17 protein-coding genes, 2 tRNA genes and 1 pseudogene are annotated in these 16,541 nt (G+C 47.6%); 10 read left to right on the top strand and 10 right to left on the bottom strand.

All coding sequences use genetic code 11. The annotated features are described in order from the left end of the window. The first annotated feature begins 354 nt into the window (after window positions 1-354). Window positions 355-1,203 (top strand): neutral zinc metallopeptidase, encoded by an 849-nt coding sequence (locus AKG09_RS10880; protein WP_054619468.1) that lies wholly within the window; start codon window positions 355-357, stop codon window positions 1,201-1,203. Window positions 1,204-1,393: 190 nt separating this feature from the next. On the opposite strand, the gene AKG09_RS10875 is transcribed toward AKG09_RS10880, so the two are convergent. Both AKG09_RS10875 and AKG09_RS10870 read right to left on the bottom strand, forming a co-directional pair. Beyond that, a complete protein-coding gene (locus AKG09_RS10875) occupies window positions 1,394-2,029 on the bottom strand; it encodes an alpha/beta hydrolase (RefSeq protein WP_054619467.1) in 636 nt (211 codons plus the stop codon). A 123-nt stretch (window positions 2,030-2,152) separates the two neighbouring features. Further along, window positions 2,153-2,941 (bottom strand): polyamine aminopropyltransferase, encoded by a 789-nt coding sequence (locus AKG09_RS10870; RefSeq protein ID WP_054619489.1) that lies wholly within the window; start codon window positions 2,939-2,941, stop codon window positions 2,153-2,155. Window positions 2,942-3,161: 220 nt separating this feature from the next. Between AKG09_RS10870 and AKG09_RS10865 the strand changes: the two genes are divergently transcribed. Then, window positions 3,162-3,237, top strand: a tRNA-Thr gene (locus tag AKG09_RS10865). A gap of 141 nt (window positions 3,238-3,378) precedes the next feature. Here the strand turns inward: AKG09_RS10865 and AKG09_RS10860 are convergent. Further along, window positions 3,379-3,454 (bottom strand) — tRNA-Glu (locus AKG09_RS10860). Window positions 3,455-3,645: 191 nt separating this feature from the next. On the opposite strand from AKG09_RS10860, the gene hemE reads away from it, so the two are divergent. Next, entirely contained in the window at window positions 3,646-4,698 is a 1,053-nt protein-coding gene (gene hemE / locus AKG09_RS10855; RefSeq protein ID WP_054619466.1) for a uroporphyrinogen decarboxylase, read from the top strand. A gap of 234 nt (window positions 4,699-4,932) precedes the next feature. Here hemE and AKG09_RS10850 read toward each other — a convergent pair whose 3' ends face one another. From AKG09_RS10850 to dnaQ, 6 genes are all read right to left on the bottom strand, one after another. Beyond that, on the bottom strand, window positions 4,933-5,133 hold the full coding sequence (locus AKG09_RS10850) for a YbdD/YjiX family protein (protein WP_054619465.1): 201 nt from the start codon (window positions 5,131-5,133) through the stop codon (window positions 4,933-4,935). Window position 5,134: 1 nt separating this feature from the next. After that, the gene (locus AKG09_RS10845) at window positions 5,135-7,207 is read right to left on the bottom strand and encodes a carbon starvation CstA family protein (protein WP_054619464.1); all 2,073 of its coding nucleotides are present in this window, start codon (window positions 7,205-7,207) and stop codon (window positions 5,135-5,137) included. A gap of 235 nt (window positions 7,208-7,442) precedes the next feature. Then, window positions 7,443-8,108 (bottom strand): ribose-5-phosphate isomerase RpiA, encoded by a 666-nt coding sequence (gene rpiA / locus AKG09_RS10840; protein ID WP_054619463.1) that lies wholly within the window; start codon window positions 8,106-8,108, stop codon window positions 7,443-7,445. A 34-nt stretch (window positions 8,109-8,142) separates the two neighbouring features. Then, window positions 8,143-8,622, bottom strand: a complete 480-nt coding sequence (ispF, locus tag AKG09_RS10835; protein WP_054619462.1) for a 2-C-methyl-D-erythritol 2,4-cyclodiphosphate synthase — start codon at window positions 8,620-8,622, stop codon at window positions 8,143-8,145. Between the two features lie 80 nt (window positions 8,623-8,702). After that, window positions 8,703-9,386 carry a 2-C-methyl-D-erythritol 4-phosphate cytidylyltransferase gene (gene ispD / locus AKG09_RS10830; RefSeq protein ID WP_054619461.1) on the bottom strand — a complete coding sequence of 228 codons (684 nt, stop codon included), beginning with the start codon at window positions 9,384-9,386 and terminating at the stop codon, window positions 8,703-8,705. Further along, the gene (dnaQ, locus tag AKG09_RS10825; protein WP_054619460.1) at window positions 9,383-10,108 is read right to left on the bottom strand and encodes a DNA polymerase III subunit epsilon; all 726 of its coding nucleotides are present in this window, start codon (window positions 10,106-10,108) and stop codon (window positions 9,383-9,385) included. Before dnaQ ends, ispD begins: the two co-directional genes overlap by 4 nt. 274 nt (window positions 10,109-10,382) lie before the next feature. On the opposite strand from dnaQ, the gene AKG09_RS10820 reads away from it, so the two are divergent. Then, entirely contained in the window at window positions 10,383-10,838 is a 456-nt protein-coding gene (locus AKG09_RS10820; RefSeq protein ID WP_054619459.1) for a hypothetical protein, read from the top strand. A 149-nt stretch (window positions 10,839-10,987) separates the two neighbouring features. On the opposite strand, the gene AKG09_RS10815 is transcribed toward AKG09_RS10820, so the two are convergent. After that, entirely contained in the window at window positions 10,988-11,455 is a 468-nt protein-coding gene (locus AKG09_RS10815; RefSeq protein WP_054619458.1) for a universal stress protein, read from the bottom strand. 140 nt (window positions 11,456-11,595) lie between these two features. Here AKG09_RS10815 and AKG09_RS10810 point away from each other — a divergent pair, with 140 nt between their 5' ends. From AKG09_RS10810 to AKG09_RS10785, 6 genes and pseudogenes are all read left to right on the top strand, one after another. Continuing rightward, a complete protein-coding gene (locus AKG09_RS10810) occupies window positions 11,596-12,396 on the top strand; it encodes a ThiF family adenylyltransferase (protein ID WP_054619457.1) in 801 nt (266 codons plus the stop codon). After that, a complete protein-coding gene (locus tag AKG09_RS10805) occupies window positions 12,393-13,103 on the top strand; it encodes an SH3 domain-containing protein (RefSeq protein ID WP_054619456.1) in 711 nt (236 codons plus the stop codon). Before AKG09_RS10810 ends, AKG09_RS10805 begins: the two co-directional genes overlap by 4 nt. Window positions 13,104-13,108: 5 nt before the next feature. After that, window positions 13,109-13,957, top strand: a complete 849-nt coding sequence (locus AKG09_RS10800) for a ScpA family protein (protein WP_054619455.1) — start codon at window positions 13,109-13,111, stop codon at window positions 13,955-13,957. A 111-nt stretch (window positions 13,958-14,068) separates the two neighbouring features. Further along, entirely contained in the window at window positions 14,069-15,286 is a 1,218-nt protein-coding gene (gene pncB / locus AKG09_RS10795) for a nicotinate phosphoribosyltransferase (RefSeq protein WP_054619454.1), read from the top strand. A gap of 213 nt (window positions 15,287-15,499) precedes the next feature. Beyond that, window positions 15,500-15,886, top strand: coding sequence for a hypothetical protein (locus AKG09_RS10790; protein ID WP_197272151.1), 387 nt, complete (start codon window positions 15,500-15,502; stop codon window positions 15,884-15,886). A 471-nt stretch (window positions 15,887-16,357) separates the two neighbouring features. Beyond that, a pseudogene (locus tag AKG09_RS10785) lies at window positions 16,358-16,541 on the top strand (IS5/IS1182 family transposase); the annotation flags it as partial.

Below are 16,541 nucleotides of genomic sequence, written 5' to 3'. Positions count from 1 at the left end.
AATCTGATACTAGTACCAACAGTATCTGTATTTTCCTATTTTTGTAATCCTTTCATAATGCAATCCTTGACCGCTGTCTTTGCAATCCAAAGACAGCGTTTTTTTATTTTCAATAAAGACATAGATACAAATGCAGTTCAAAGCATGACAACGCAACAAGCATAAGGCACCCTATATTGTAGATAAGAGAATAATACAAATCACAATGCAAGAATGCGCCGCACACAGTAGTTTCACAGAAGTTTCTTAATTCTTTTTCAGAGCGTCATCCGACCATTCATCCAATAATCTTCGGCAATAAACAGAATAATTTATAATAAACTATTTATCACCATTGAAAATATAAGGAACATTATGCGCTGGGAAGGTCGTGAACAAAGCAGCAATATAGAAGACAGACGCGGTCAGAGTCCACGCAGAGGCGGTGGCAAAGGACCGGGAATTATAGGCATCATCGTTTTATTAATCGGCGCTTATTACGGCATAGATTTATCTGGTATTGTCGGCGGCGTAGGAGGCGGCACAGCCATACAAAGCGGCCCGCAAACCCAAATCGACAGCAAACTCGAAAGCCAACTCAAAGAGCTTTCCAGTGTTGTGTTACGAGACACTGAAAAAGTATGGTCGGCTTATTTTAAAAAACACAATGCCCGCTATGAGCCGACTGTGATGACGCTTTACACGGGCGGCACCCAAACAGGCTGCGGCTACGGCCAAGCGGTTGCTGGCCCGTTTTACTGCCCTGCCGATAAAAAAATTTACCTTGATTTATCATTTTATGAAGATATGCGCCGCAAGCTTGGCGCGGAAGGCGATACCGCTTTTGCTTATGTGATTGCCCATGAAGTCGGCCACCACATACAAAACCTTACCGGCATACTGCCGCAAGTTAGCCAGATGCAGCAAGGAGTGAGTAAAGCAAAAGCCAACGAATTGTCAGTTAAGCTGGAATTGCAAGCCGACTGCTATGCCGGCATTTGGGGCAACTATATCGCCGCCCAAGGCTTTTTTGATGAAAACGATTTACAGGAAGCTTTCAACGCCGCAGAGGCCGTAGGCGACGACCGTTTGCAAAAGCAGAGCCAAGGCTACGTTGTGCCCGACAGCTTCACCCACGGCACATCCGAGCAACGTCTCGCATGGTTCAAACGCGGTCTGCAAAGCGGCGATCCCGCCCAGTGCAATACATTTGCGTCTAAGTAATCAAATACATCACCATGTAACTATAACAACCAGCAAACTCAATGCCTGTCTGAAAACTTTCAGACAGGCATTGTTATTTATAACAAATAAACTTATTTTTGATACAAGGCAGCAACGACATAGCAAAAGTTAAGTTTTTGCTATAGCTTGATAGCCATATCCTTCAACCACTGCCGCCATCCCACACAACTTACATTCCCAACACAACCGGCGCAAAACGCGATACCGCATCACGCAGAGGAACCAGCTTGCCATGAAAAAAATGCGATGTCTGCGGAAACACAATTACCGGAATATTTTGCGGTGCCGCCCAATCCAACGATTTTTGCAAAGCAACAACCTCATCTTCCGCCCCATGAAAAATCAACGTTTTCGATGCATTCGGCGCTGCCGGCTCCCGTCGCTCATAATGATGCAGTGCAGGCCCCATCAAAAAAAGCAAATCCGGTTCACGCACATGCGCCGTAAACACCGCCACATAGCCGCCAAAAGAAAACCCGCTTATCACCAGCTTTTCCGCATCAGGATGCTGCATTCGAGCAAAATCAACCACCGCCACACAATCGTCAACCTCGCCTACACCATAGTCATGCATCCCTTCACTATTGCCCACACCGCGGAAATTCGGCAAATAACAATGAAAACCCAATGCCGCCAAAGCCTTGGCTGCCGTTTGGATCACCTTATTCGTGTTTGTTCCACCTTGCAAAGGATTAGGATGGTTGATAACAGCCACTCCGCGTTCCGCACCCTGAGCGGCCAAATAAATTGTTTCCAACTTACCCGAAGGACCATCCACCCAAACCAGATCATATTTCAAAACCACAAAACATTCCTTAACCTAATAAACAATATACATCTTTAAATAAAATTTAAACCCGATAGCTCAACAAGATTATCAAGCTATTTCATACCTGTCTGAAACCATTTTCAGACAGGCATCACAGCATCATAAATAAAAAGTTTTACCATTGTTTTGATTATTCGCTTTCAAATCATTCAACATACGGCGAAAATCCAATCCATAAACCTCACACAACTTTTCGGCCCGTTTCTTCAAACTATCCAAACGCTGATCCTTAGGCGTATTCTGAAACGCCATCACAGCTACATTACCGTGGCTCTCGGCCGGCACTTCCAGCACCCGCCCTTCAAAAACATTCAATAAGCTTTCCACAAAACAAGCATAGCGTTTGTCACCACTCCACCAATTTGTAACAAACACACCATTCTTACTCAGCGCACGGCGGCAGTCCCGAAAAAACTCCTCGCTTACCAAAGCGTCAATAATCTGCTCACCATCAAAACCATCCACCAAAATCACATCCGTACCGCCCAGCAAGGTTTTTACATAATCCGCACCATCAGCCACCACGATTTCAAAACCATCCTCTTCAAAAGGCAGCTCAAACAAACCCCGCGCCACATTCACAACCTGAGGATTAATTTCCACCGCAGTTTGCTTCGTTTCCGGCAAAAACGCATCAATCCAACGTGCAAACGAACCGCCGCCCAATCCGATTTGCGTAATATGCTCCGGCGCATCCATAAACAAAAGCCAAGCCATCATCGCGCGGCTGTAAGAAAGCACAAGCTCCGAAGGATTATCCAAATTCATCGAACTCTGAATCGTTTCACTGCCCAAATGCATCGAGCGGATATTTCCCTCCTCAGAAATACCGACCTCCGGCAAGTCAAAACTCTGCGTACGAACACGATGATAAGGATGGCGAGCCATAAAATTACCCATAACCCAGTGAAAAAGAGTGCATTTTATAACAAGCATGCACAGCACACGACAAAATTCTCAACTATTGCATTAAATCAACAATCACTCAACCAACAATTTTTATATTTTTATTTATTAAAAAACAAAATGATGACAAACATCGCACAAAAAACACTATCCCAACCCTTGTCAAAAAATAAAGAGCCTGTATAATTTCAATTCTTCAAACGCCGGTGTAGCTCAGTTGGTAGAGCACCTGACTTGTAATCAGGGGGTCGCGAGTTCGAATCCTGCCGCCGGCACCAAGATAAAAAATAAGCTTCTGAGAAATTCAGAAGCTTATTTTTTATCTTGTGTTAAAGCTCATATAAGAAACATAACAATATGCTTCAAATACAGAAAACAAAAAAATCCACGTGAATAACCAAGCGGATCTTTACAGAATCTGGCACGCCCACGGGGATTCGAACCCCGGTTGCCGCCGTGAAAGGGCAGTGTCCTAGGCCTCTAGACGATGGGCGCGTAAAGTCGGAAACTATATCCTGTTTTTGATACAGCGTCAACTTTCCCATACCGCTCCACACGCATTCAAACAACAATCACTGCATCACCGCAAAAAATCAAGCTAAGCAACTATAAATCGTTTCAGACAGGCATTTTCAGACAGGCGTATGTTATGATGCAGCCTGTTTAACCTTATTGGGAAAATCAGAATGAGCCAGCTTAAAAACGATACTTTTCTGCGTGCCTTGTTGAAAGAGCCGGTGGATTACACACCGGTTTGGCTGATGCGGCAGGCGGGACGTTACCTGAGTGAATATAAGGAAACGCGCGCGCGCGCAGGCAGTTTTCTGGATTTGTGCAAAAACACGGAATTGGCAACCGAAGTAACCATCCAACCGCTGGATCGCTTTGATTTGGATGCCGCGATTTTGTTTTCCGATATTTTGACCGTGCCCGATGCAATGGGCCTAGGGCTATATTTTGCTGAGGGAGAAGGGCCGAAGTTTGAACGCCCCCTGCAGAAAGAGCAAGATGTGCTGGCCCTGCGCGCACCGGATATGGCAAAATTGACTTATGTTTTTGATGCGGTTTCTTCCATCCGTAAAGCTTTGAACGGCCGGGTGCCGCTGATCGGCTTTTCCGGCAGCCCTTTCACACTGGCATGTTATATGGTGGAAGGCGGCAGCAGCAAGGAATTCCGCACGATTAAATCCATGATGTATGCCCGACCGGATTTGCTGCATCATATTTTGCAGGTTAATGCAGAAGCGGTTACAGCTTATCTGAACGAGCAAATTAAAGCGGGCGCACAAGCGGTTCAGATTTTCGATACTTGGGGCGGTGTGCTCACACCACCTGCATTTGAAGAATTCAGCCTGCGCTATATGAAACAGATTGTGGCCGGTTTGCTGCGGGAAAACGAAGGCCGCCGCGTGCCGGTGATTCTGTTTACCAAAGGCGGCGGTTTATGGCTGGAAGCAATGGCTGAAGCGGGCGCCGATGCGCTGGGCCTGGATTGGACATGCGATATTGCCGACGCACGCCGACGTGTGGGCGACAAAGTAGCATTGCAAGGCAACTTCGATCCGTTTGCGCTATTCGGTACACCGCAGAGCATTGAAGCCGAAGTGGTGCGCATTCTAAAAGGCTATGGCGACGGCAGCGGGCATGTATTCAATTTAGGGCATGGTATCAACCAGTTTACCAATCCTGAGCATGTAAAGGTGCTGGTGGATAAAGTGCATGAATTATCGCGGGCTTGAACCTGAACGGGATTTCTAATATCCAACTCAACCGTAACAATCACAAATAAACTTAAAAAAATAGTAAACCCTTTATATTCGGGCTTGACCCAAGTATCTTGAGTTCCAGCAACTTTAGGAGATGCTCGGGTCAAGCCCAAGCATGACGAACCATGACTATTTACTAATATGCCTGTCTGAAAACCAAAAGCCACCCGAATACGGGTGGCTTTCTAAATTTAACACAGGTTTATCTCAACAACATTTACCGCCATTACTGCCGCAACGGCGCTTGCTGCAATAATCTTGAAACTGCAATTCCGTCATCACTGGTGCATTGGGATTGTGTTTACGCTGTCGGGCAACGTAATTTTCATAATCCGGCACGCCGGCCATCAAGTTGGCGGCCATGCGTGTGTTTTTCCACAGTTTTCGGATGCGTTGCTTCCAAGACATATCAAACCTCTGTTTTTGTTACTTCGTTGCGCATAACGGCAGGCACTTCTTTTGCGGTCGGCCAAGCGATTTTGCTGGCTTTGAGCGCAACACGCACACCATAGAACGCTACCACAACCACTACTGACAAGAATAATACAGTAAGACCAGAATTGACATAGTCATTCAAAATAATGCGCGACATTTGTGCTGCATCTTTTGCCGGTGCCAGAATTTCGCCTTTATCCAACGCGGCCTGATATTTGGCGGCATGCGACAGGAAACTGATACGCGGGTCGCTGTGGAACAGTTTTTGCAAACCGGCATAGCAAGTGACAAACAACACACCGCAGGCCGGCACCAAAGTTACCCACATATAACGCTCGCGCTTCATTTTCACCAATACAACCGTACACATAATCAATGCCACGCCCGCCAGCATTTGGTTGGCAATACCGAAAAGCGGCCACAATGAATTGATACCGCCCAACGGATCGGTTACTCCGGTGTAAAGGAAATAACCCCACAATGCCACTGCCATAAAGGTGGCCACCAAATTGGCAGGCAGGCTGTCAGTGTTGGAGAACGGTTTGTAAAACACGCCGCCCAAGTCCTGAATCATAAAGCGCGCCACGCGTGTGCCGGCATCCACTGCGGTAAGAATAAACAAGGCTTCAAACAGCAGCGCAAAGTGATACCAGAAAGCCATCATACCCGGGCCGGAAATCAGCTGACTCATAATATTGGCCATACCCACCGCCAATGTTGGCGCGCCACCTGCACGCGAGAGGATGGTGTTTTCGCCCACATCTTTCGCCATTTGCAGCAAAGCGGTTTCCGTAACGGGATAGCCCAGCTTATTGGTAATCACAGAAGCTGCGTTGGCTGCATCCGTACCAATCAGCGCGGCGGGACTGTTCATCGCGAAATACACGCCCGGATCAAGCGAAGCGGCGGCAGCCAAAGCCATAATCGCCACAAAGCTTTCCATCAACATGCCGCCATAACCAATCATGCGTACATGGGTTTCGTTTTCCACCATCTTCGGCGTAGTGCCGGAAGAAATCAGCGCATGGAAGCCGGAAACAGCGCCACAGGCAATCGTGATGAACAAGAACGGGAAAAGGCTGCCTGAAAAAACCGGGCCGGTGCCGTCGATAAATTTGGTTACCGGATCCATCAAAAGTGGCGGATTCACAATCACAATACCGATAGCCAATGCGATAATGGTGCCGATTTTCAAGAAAGTGGAAAGATAATCACGCGGCGTAAGTAGCAGCCAAACAGGCAACACAGCGGCAACAAAGCCGTAAATCATAATCGCCCAAGTCAACCCTACGCCGTCTAAATCAAACCACTGGCCAAAAGAGCTATGCGCCACATTTTCACCGTACACGATCGCCAGCATCAGCAAAATGAAACCGACAATAGAAATCTCACCGATTTTGCCCGGACGGATATAGCGCGTATAAACACCCATAAACAAAGCAATCGGAATCGTTGCAGCGATAGTAAACGTGCCCCACGGGCTATGTACCAGAGCTTTCACCACAATCAGTGCCAGCACCGCCATAATGATGACCATAATCATCAGGATACCGATGGAAGCGATCACACCCGGCACGGTGCCCAATTCCTGCTTCACAATATCGCCCAGCGATTTACCGTCGCGGCGCATGGAAACAAACAGCACCATCATGTCCTGCACGGCACCGGCAAACACCACGCCGAAAATAATCCAGAGCGTGCCCGGCAAATAGCCCATTTGTGCGGCCAACACAGGCCCTACCAGCGGCCCTGCTCCGGCAATCGCGGCAAAATGATGGCCGAACAACACGCCCTTGTGTGTCGGCACATAGTCCAAACCGTCATTGTGCCGCTCAGCCGGCGTGAGGCGGTTCGGATCAAGCTGCATCACCTTGTTGGCGATATAAAGGCTGTAATAGCGGTAAGCAATGCAATACACCGAAATGGCGGCCGAAACCATCCAGATCGCGCTCACCTGCTCCCCGCGGCTCATCGCCAGCGTGGTAAAGGAGGCAAGACCGACCAATACCACCAAGCCCCAAATCACAAATGATTTGAGCTGTTTCATAATCATCTCCTTGAACTACTTTTTATCAAATTACCGGCAACGTTGTTTCCAATATTTCAAAACAGCGAAATGCCGACATAGCCGTTTACCGTTATGTATTGCATGGTTTTTCTTTTATGCCTGTGAGGTTAACATATAAACAGCAAAATATAAATAAATCTTTACAATTGAAAAACAATGCCTGTCTGAAACATTCAGACAGGCATTTGAAGACGGACCATCTCACGGCTCAAGCTTAGCGGATTTTAATCACTTCCACACCGGTTTGTTTGGCCAAAATCAAAATATCGGCGGCATTGCGGGCAAAAATACCGTTTTCCACCACACCCGGAATATTGTTGATGGTTTCTTCCATTGTCAGCGGTTTGGATAAATCCAAGCCGTGCACATCCACAATCAGATTATCATGTAAAGTATGGCAGCCCAAACGCAACTCCGGCTCCCCGCCTAAGGCCACAAGCTTGCGCGAAACCAAAGAACGCGCCATCGGCACCACTTCTACCGGCAGCGGGAATTTGCCCAAACGTGTTACATATTTGCTTTCATCGGCGATGCAGATAAACAAATCGGATGCGCTGGCTACGATTTTTTCCGGCAAATGCGCCGCACCGCCGCCTTTAATCATTTGCAAGGTGTGGTTGATTTCGTCTGCACCGTCCACATACACGGCCAAGCGCGATACATCGCCGAGTTCTACTTTGGGAATGCCGTATTCAGCCATCAACTCGAGCGTTTTTTGAGAAGTGCCAACCGCACCTTTTATTTTCTTACCGCTTACTGCCAATGCTTTGATGAAATAATTCACAGTCGATCCGGTGCCGATACCGATATATTCGTTTTCCGGTATAAAATCTACTGCTTTTTCCGCCGCCATGCATTTCAATTCGTCTTGTGTTGCCATGAATTTCTCCTAAAGACCAAGTATCAATAAACAATTATACAGCCATCAATAAAACTGCTGCCTGCGCTTCAATACCTTCCATTCTGCCCAGATAGCCGAGTTTTTCATTGGTTTTGCCCTTAATGTTAACGCAATCTTGCCCAATACCCAAATCCGCCGCCAAGTTCGCTCGCATTGCGGCAATATGTGGCGCAAGTTTCGGCTTTTGCGCAATGATTGTAGTGTCTACATTCACTACGCGCCAGCCTTTTGCCCGAACCGCTTCATAAGCTTTACGCAAAAGCACACGGCTGTCGGCATCTTTAAACTCTGCCGCCGTATCGGGGAAATGGCTGCCGATATCACCCAAGCCCGCCGCACCGAGAATCGCGTCGGTTACGGCATGCAGCAGCGCATCGGCATCAGAATGGCCAAGCAGCCCTTTTTCAAACGGAATGGTTACACCGCCGAGTATCAGAGGGCGGCCTTCCACCAGCTGATGCACATCATAACCCTGCCCAATACGGATATTCATATATTTCCTTTAAATCTGATTCAATTTTATTCGAATGTTTTCAGACAGGCATTGGATTAACCCAATGCCTGTCTGAAAACTCAATCTGCCTGCTCTAATAAAAGCCGCACAATATATTCATCTTGCGGCAGCGTGAGCTTAAGATTGCGTGCATCACCCAACACCAGCCGCGGGTGCACCCCAAGCATTTCTACGGCAGAAGCCTCGTCCGTAACCGCACTTAAATCCGGCACGGCAAGCGCTTGGCGCAGTAAACCGGCGCGGAAAAGCTGCGGCGTCTGCGCCTGCCACAAGCCGCTTCGCGGCACGGTAGCATCAATCGCGTTATCTGCCGCACGTTTCAACGTATCTGCCACCGGCACCGCCAGAATGCCGCCCTCTTCACATGCTCCCGCCGTTTCAATCAAACGCAGCAAAGCCGCTTGCGGTAAGCAGCAACGGGCAGCATCGTGCACCAAAATATTATCGGTATCTTCGGCCAAACCGCTCTGTAACAAAGCAAATAAACCGTTGCGCACGCTTTCAGCACGCGTTTCTCCGCCCACTTTCAGCACATGCAGTTTTTCATGAATGCCTGTCTGAAAAACATTATCTTCGGGCGACAACACCACCGCCACTTTATCAATAGCCGCGCAATTCAAAAATACATCCAATGTATGTTGCAATACCGTTTTGCCGACAATTTCCACATATTGCTTCGGCTTGCCCGCACCGAAGCGCTCGCCCACACCTGCAGCCGGAATCAAAGCAATATTGCGCCTCATGCAGCACCTTCTGCTTCTTTTTCTTTGCGCCACTGGCAAACGCCGCCGACTGCCTTGTCTAACGCATCTAAATAAGCTTCATGCTCGGCCAACTCTTCTTCCGAAGCCTGCAACACTTTCAAACTGGCCGGGCGGGCGGTTCTGCGCACCGAAAAAGTTTCTTCGGTTTCAGCCGCCATATCGTCAACCAAGCTGAACTGGCCGCGCGTCATGGAAAGATAAACTTCCGCCAACAATTCGCAGTCGATTAATGCACCGTGAAACACGCGCTTGCTACGGTCCACTTCCAAGCGGTTACACAAAGCGTCCAAGCTGTTTTTCTGCCCCGGAAACATTTCGCGCGCCATCGCCAGCGTATCGGTAACTTTACAACCGAGCTCCCCGATGGTCGGCAGCCCCATGCGCTGGAATTCCATATCCAAAAAGCCCACGTCAAACGGCGCGTTATGAATAATCAATTCCGCGCCGCGCAAATAATCGGCAATCCGCTGCCCCACTTCTTCGAATTTCGGTTCACCTTCCAGCTTCTCCAAAGTGATGCCGTGCACATTAATCGAATCTTCAGGAATATCTCGGTCGGGATGGATATAAAGATGCAGATGGCTGCCCGTAAGCTGGCGCGACTTCATTTCAATACCGGCAAATTCCAGTATACGGTCGCCCATATTAGGTTTAAAACCTGTGGTTTCTGTGTCCAGGATAATTTGGCGGTTATGGCTCATAATTTATCTGCTTTTCTAAAAACACGCGTATTTTAGCTGAAATTACCAACTTTGTTGAACAACCCTCAAAACCCTTGTTTTTCATATTTTCCGAGTAAATCAGTCAACTTTAACCAATTCTCCGTATATTTTATTTTTATAAAAATCATAAAGTTATTTCAAATCACAAAAATAATAACAATTATCATTTGCAAAATTAAAAATATTGATTTATTATCGCTATAAATCACACAAGCAATACCCGATTAACCAGCTTGAGATTTAGGAGGACAAAATGTCTGAAAGTCTGTTTTGGTCTTTAGCTCCTGATATTTTAAGGCTGCACCGGCAAAATGCTTCTGCCCTTGTGGCAACCGGTTCACAAATACACGATGCGGCATTGGTTAATTTGGACGGTTTGTATTACATGTGGCTTGAAAATGACGGCGATGCACCCAGCCAACCGCAGCCCGGTATCCTCTTGATTGAAGATGAGGAAGAACGTGCCCGCATTAGCTGGATAGCAACCGCCCGCACAGTACACAAAAAAGATTCGGTTTACCGCCGCGCTGCCGAAGCACTCCGCCGCCGCTTTCAAAGCAACCGGGAGAATCAAGCATGTTTGGTAGAGCTTTCACCGCAGCAAGGTCGGTTAACCATTGATAATACGCAAGATTTCACGATATCGCCGCACGACTTAATGCGCGCGCTGTATCCGGCAAACGAAAGAATGAAAAGTTTTGCTTTGTAACGATTTTTGGTAGTGGTTTGTGTTCCTTTTGCGCCCCCGATTTTTCAGGGGCGATTTTTTTTGCTTTATCAAAAGCCTGATTAAATAAAGAATGCCTGTCTGAAAACTCGCGGTGCTCGTTTTCAGACAGGCATGATTGTTTATCAGACTTATTCCTGCTCTTCCGGCTGGCTGCGGATAACCAGCAAAGGCAGATGGCTTTGTCGCATCACGGTTTCAGCAAAGCTGCCCATCAGCAAATGCATCAAGCCGCTACGACCGTGCGTTCCCAACACAAGCAAGTCGGCACCGTTATTATCGGCATAATCCACCAGCTCCTGCGCCATTTCTCTGGCGCCTTTCAATGCAACCAGCAAATACGTGTTGACATCGGCAACACCAGTATCGCGCGCTGTTTTTTCTGCAAACTCAAGCACTTCATTGCCCTGTGCCACAGCAGCCGCTTCATAGCTTTCGTGCTGTAAAAACTCAGGAGCCAAAGCCATATATTCAGCGGGGTTGGCAACGTGAACCAAAGTAAGTTTGGATTTTCCGACTACGGCCAGCTCACACGCATGCTTCAATGCATTTAGGGAAGTTGTGCTGCCATCTACTGCGACAACCAAATGTTTGTACATAGCTCTCTCCTTATCGTTATGGGTTGAAGTGTAACAAGCCTAATGAAATTCATTCTTGTCTGATTGCAGTATAATAGAGCTTCCCGCTTTTGTCGGTATTTTTTTGACTATTTTGACTTAAAACAAAGTCACGTCTGATTATGATTGACCAATCTTCATTATTTTCCCGACGCTTCGGCGGCATTGCACGGCTTTACGGCCACGCGGCTCTGCAACACTTCGCCGGTGCACATGTGTGCGTTGTCGGCGTAGGCGGCGTGGGCTCGTGGGCGGTAGAGGCGCTGGCGCGCAGCGGCATCGGCCACCTTACCCTGATTGATCTGGATAATGTAGCCGAATCCAATGTTAACCGCCAGCTCCCCGCACTCACTTCGGAATTCGGCAAAGCCAAAGTCAGCTCGCTGCACGAACGCATCCTCCAAATCAATCCTGCCTGTAAAGTAACCGAAATCGAAGATTTTGTTACCGAAGACAATCTGGCAGAGCTGTTTGGAAGCGGCTTTGATTTTGTGATTGACGCCATCGACCAAATCCGCGTAAAAGCCGCCATGGCCGATTATTTTGTGAAGCACAAACAACCATTTATTCTCAGCGGCGGTGCAGGCGGGCAAAAAAATCCGGCATTAATCCAAACTGCCGATTTAAGCCGCGTAACCCACGACCCGCTTTTGGCCAATCTGCGCTACACACTTCGCAAACGCTACGGCTTTACGCGCGACACACAAAAAACCATGCGCGTGCCGTGCGTATTTTCCACAGAAAACATCACGCCGCCGCAAGCAGGCGAAGTATGTGAAACCGGCAGCGTGCCGCAAGGTTTGTCGTGCGCAGGCTATGGCGCGAGCATGCTGGTAACCGCGTCGTTCGGCTTATATTGCGCACAGGCTGCAATTGATTATCTGGCCAAACAATGCCTGTCTGAAAACATCACAAACCCATGAAAACGACTGCCACTTTCTTATTCTTATCATTAAGCCTGCCGGCCTATGCCGATTTCGCACAAGTAACAGATGCCGACGGCTATGCCAATATCCGCAGCCAGCCTTCGCCGAACAGCAAGATTATCGGCAAAGTGCCCGATGGTGCTATTGTTACCCTACTTTATGATGAAGAAGACGACGGTTGGCGCCTAGTCAGCTACCAAACCCCGCAAGGCCGTACGATTAGCGGCACCATGCATTACTCCCGGCTGAAATCCATACATAGCTATCCCGAGCTGCCTTCCGCATCTTCAGACAACCAGTTCGGTTGCGGCATGAGGCCATATCGTTTAACTGTGAAGACCGGTGCTTTCGATTTCCCTCTGCACCGGCAGGATTTCACGGCACTTCACAATAAAGAATATAATATCTATACATTTACCCGATACAAACGCAAACCCGCTATCGGTAACGACGGAACGCCGCCCACCCTAGCCTACCGCAGCATTGTGTTAAACGGCAAACAAGGCCACTCTGCCGTGCCTGAAGCCGATTTCGACAATTTATTCCAGCCCAATGTTCAATACCACAGCTGCTTCTACAACCGGAAAACAGATACAATCTACTTGTTTGCCCGCAACAGCGACGGAGCGGGCTCTTACAATGCCTTGTTTATATTCACCAAAGGCCGCTACATCAAGCGCCTGATTGACGACAATCAAATTTAATTGAAATGATACAGCCCTCCCTACCCGTGTTTCACAACGAACATGCCGTTGCCTGGATTTTCGGGCAACCGGTTACCGATGTGCCGCAGGATTTATTTATCCCTCCGGATGCGCTCAAAGTTGTGCTGCACAGCTTTCAAGGGCCGCTGGATTTGCTGCTTTATCTGATCCGCAAGCAGAATATTGATGTGTTGGATATTCCGATGACCAAAATCACCGAGCAATATCTGCACTACATCGCTCAGATGGAAGCGCATCAATTCGATTTGGCGGCAGAATACCTCTTGATGGCGGCCGTGTTGATTGAAATTAAATCACGCCTGTTGCTGCCTCAGCCCGCACCTTTGGAAGACGAAGAAGCCGCCGACCCCCGCGCCGAGCTGGTGCGCCGTCTGCTCGCTTACGAACAGATGAAGCTCGCCGCCGCCGGGCTTGATGCCTTGCCCCGCGCAGGCCGCGATTTCGCATGGGCTTATCTGCCGTTGGAAATTGCAGTGGAAGCCAAATTGCCGGAAATCCAAGTAGCCGACCTCACTCAGGCGTGGCTCGGCATTTTATCGCGCGCCAAACATACCCGTTCGCATGAAGTGGTGCAGGAAGCCATTTCCGTGCGTGCACAGATGAGCAGCATTCTGCGCCGCCTGCAAAGCGGGTTTTGCCGGTTTTCCGAACTATTCCGGCCAGAGCAAGGGCGCGCCTATGTGGTGGTAAACTTTATCGCGCTGCTCGAATTGGCCAAAGAAGGATTGGTGCGTATTGTGCAGCCGGAGAATTTTGCCGAAATCGAAATTCATGCCCAAAGCGGCACGGTAGAAGATATTGAGGAAAGCGATTCAAGTATAGAAGAGATATAAACCAACCATGCCTGTCTGAAAATTTTCAGACAGGCATTGCCCATAATAAATCACACAAACGCAAACAAACATGTTTTAATTAAACAAATTCTTCCATACGGGAACAAAAATATGTCGAATACCCCCATTATCCGCTCCCTGCTCGACACCGATTTATACAAATTCACCATGCTGCAGGTAATTCTGCACCAATTCCCGCAAGCCCACGGCGTGTATGAATTCCGCTGCCGCAACAACGACCAAACCGTTTACCCGCTGGCCGACATCAAAGCCGATTTAGAGCGCGAATTGGATTGTCTGTGCGAGCTGAAACTCACGCAAGACGAGCTTGATTATCTGCGCGCCATGCGCTTTATCAAAAGCGATTTCGTAGATTACATGGAGCTTTTCCAGCTCAAACGCCGCTTTGTCAAAGTCAGCACCGATGATACGGGCCGCCTGCACGTCAAAGTGGAAGGCCCGATGATACAGGCGATGTTTTTCGAAATTTACATTCTCGCCATCGTTAACGAACTCTATTTCCGCCGCCTCGAAACGCCCGAAGTGCTGGACGAAGGCGAACGGCGTCTGCAAGCCAAAGCCGAGCGGTTGAAAGAGCTGGCTTCCATTCAAAACCCCAACGACCCGCCTTTTTTAATTTCCGACTTCGGCACCCGCCGCCGCTACAATTTAGCCTGGCAAGAACATGTGATTAGAACCCTATATGCTGCCGCCCCCGAAATTGTGCGCGGCACCAGTAACGTGTTTTTAGCCAAAAAGCTCGGCATCACGCCCATCGGCACCATGGCACACGAATTTTTGCAGGCATTCCAAGCACTGGATTTCCGCCTGCGCGACTTCCAAAAAGCCGCCCTTGAAAGCTGGGTGCGCGAATACCGCGGTGATTTAGGTATCGCCCTTACCGATGTTGTGGGCATGGATGCTTTCCTGCGCGATTTCGACCTTTATTTTGCCAAACTGTTCGACGGCCTGCGCCACGACAGCGGCGACCCTTACGTTTGGGGCGACAAAGCCTACGGCCACTATAATAAGCTCAAAATCGACAGCCGCACCAAAATGCTCACTTTCTCCGACGGCCTCGATATCGAAAAATCATGGGCGCTGCACCAGTATTTCAAAGACCGCTTCAAAACCAGCTTCGGTATCGGCACCAACCTTACCAACGACATGGGGCACACCACACTGAACATCGTTTTGAAACTGGTGGAATGCAACGGCCAATCGGTTGCCAAACTTTCCGATAGTCCCGGCAAAACCATGACCGATAACAACACTTTCCTGGCCTATCTGCGGCAAGTGTTTCAGATTCCCGAACCGGAAACAAAATAAGCCGGGCCCGGAGAAATCAGCATTAAGAATGCCTGTCTGAAAAGATCATTTCAGACAGGCATTCTTTTCATTTTAATATTTTAAATATATAAATCTTAATAACCGTTTCAAAACATAATTGTTAATTTTTGAAATGACATTTTCATAAAAATGTCATAACTTAAACCAAAAAAACGGAAATAAAAAAGATAACAACAACAAAAAAACAATTCTTTGCTTAAAAAAAATCATAGGCAAATTGAAATGGTAATATGCAAACAGGATTTAATTATGCCAATGGCATTTAATCCTGAATCTTCAATTAACCATAATTTCGAAAGGAATAGTAAGATGCAAACATTGATGCTGAATGCACATGAATTGACCATGAACGAACTTGAGTTAGTTGCTGGCGGCGCTTGGAGCTGGAAAGAATTTGGTCGTGCCACAGCTAACGGAGTTGTAACAGGTGCTGTTGGAGGCGCGGTTGCTGGTGGTGTAGCAGGATCTGCTGCCGGTGGTGTTGGTGCTCTTCCAGGTGCAGCTGCAGGTGCTGGCTGGGGTGCAGTCGGTGGTGGGTTAGCCGGTGCAGCAGGCTATTTGGCTACCGGATGGTGGTAAATTAAAGATAATAAATTATCTAAATATAATTTATTATCTTTAAAGAAATAAAAAAAACCGAGCATAACCGAACTCTCGGTTATGCTTATCAATTTATTAATAAAATCTATAGGTAAATTATGAATTTAAAAATTAAAGTATTAGTTTCTACAGGAATATTTTTTATACTTATGGTATTAGCTGCCTATTATTCAATTTTTCCACTTAACTTTCCTAGATCGCTGTTATTTGGTGCAGTATCAACATTGGTTTATGGAGCTTTATCTTTTCTTTACTTTAAGTTTTCAGGTAAATAAATATTGAAATACAGAATTGACTCAAAATAGCATTGATAGTCTCTTCAATCTATTTTGTTTTCATAATTATTGGAATGTATTTTCTGATATACTGAAATTTTATAACAGCACGAGACCTTTGCAAAATTCCCTCAAATCCCTTAAATTCATTACCAAGATATTTAGAGGATTTTTCATGAGCACCTTCTTTCAGCAAACCGCACAAGCCATGATTGCCAAACACATCGACCGCTTTCCTTTGTTGAAACTGGAGCAGGTGATCGATTGGCAACCGATCGAGCATTACCTGAACCGTCAGAAAACCCGCTACCTTCAAGATTACCGCGGCCGCCCCGCCTATCCACTGTTATCCATGTTCA

It is taken from the genome of Neisseria sp. 83E34 (assembly GCF_001308015.1).
GTDB lineage: Bacteria > Pseudomonadota > Gammaproteobacteria > Burkholderiales > Neisseriaceae > Neisseria.
Note: the sequence above shows the minus strand (reverse complement) of the source record. Positions and strands in the feature narration are given on the sequence as shown.

What these genes read in the sequence shown, in the direction of transcription:
- AKG09_RS10880 (WP_054619468.1), top strand. Translation starts at nt 355, where the DNA reads ATGCGCTGGGAAGGTCGTGAACAAAGCAGCAATATAGAAGACAGACGC.
- AKG09_RS10870 (WP_054619489.1), bottom strand. Translation starts at nt 2,941, where the DNA reads ATGGCTCGCCATCCTTATCATCGTGTTCGTACGCAGAGTTTTGACTTG.
- hemE (WP_054619466.1), top strand. Translation starts at nt 3,646, where the DNA reads ATGAGCCAGCTTAAAAACGATACTTTTCTGCGTGCCTTGTTGAAAGAG.
- AKG09_RS10850 (WP_054619465.1), bottom strand. Translation starts at nt 5,133, where the DNA reads ATGTCTTGGAAGCAACGCATCCGAAAACTGTGGAAAAACACACGCATG.
- AKG09_RS10845 (WP_054619464.1), bottom strand. Translation starts at nt 7,207, where the DNA reads ATGAAACAGCTCAAATCATTTGTGATTTGGGGCTTGGTGGTATTGGTC.
- rpiA (WP_054619463.1), bottom strand. Translation starts at nt 8,108, where the DNA reads ATGGCAACACAAGACGAATTGAAATGCATGGCGGCGGAAAAAGCAGTA.
- ispF (WP_054619462.1), bottom strand. Translation starts at nt 8,622, where the DNA reads ATGAATATCCGTATTGGGCAGGGTTATGATGTGCATCAGCTGGTGGAA.
- ispD (WP_054619461.1), bottom strand. Translation starts at nt 9,386, where the DNA reads ATGAGGCGCAATATTGCTTTGATTCCGGCTGCAGGTGTGGGCGAGCGC.
- dnaQ (WP_054619460.1), bottom strand. Translation starts at nt 10,108, where the DNA reads ATGAGCCATAACCGCCAAATTATCCTGGACACAGAAACCACAGGTTTT.
- AKG09_RS10820 (WP_054619459.1), top strand. Translation starts at nt 10,383, where the DNA reads ATGTCTGAAAGTCTGTTTTGGTCTTTAGCTCCTGATATTTTAAGGCTG.
- AKG09_RS10815 (WP_054619458.1), bottom strand. Translation starts at nt 11,455, where the DNA reads ATGTACAAACATTTGGTTGTCGCAGTAGATGGCAGCACAACTTCCCTA.
- AKG09_RS10810 (WP_054619457.1), top strand. Translation starts at nt 11,596, where the DNA reads ATGATTGACCAATCTTCATTATTTTCCCGACGCTTCGGCGGCATTGCA.
- AKG09_RS10805 (WP_054619456.1), top strand. Translation starts at nt 12,393, where the DNA reads ATGAAAACGACTGCCACTTTCTTATTCTTATCATTAAGCCTGCCGGCC.
- AKG09_RS10800 (WP_054619455.1), top strand. Translation starts at nt 13,109, where the DNA reads ATGATACAGCCCTCCCTACCCGTGTTTCACAACGAACATGCCGTTGCC.
- pncB (WP_054619454.1), top strand. Translation starts at nt 14,069, where the DNA reads ATGTCGAATACCCCCATTATCCGCTCCCTGCTCGACACCGATTTATAC.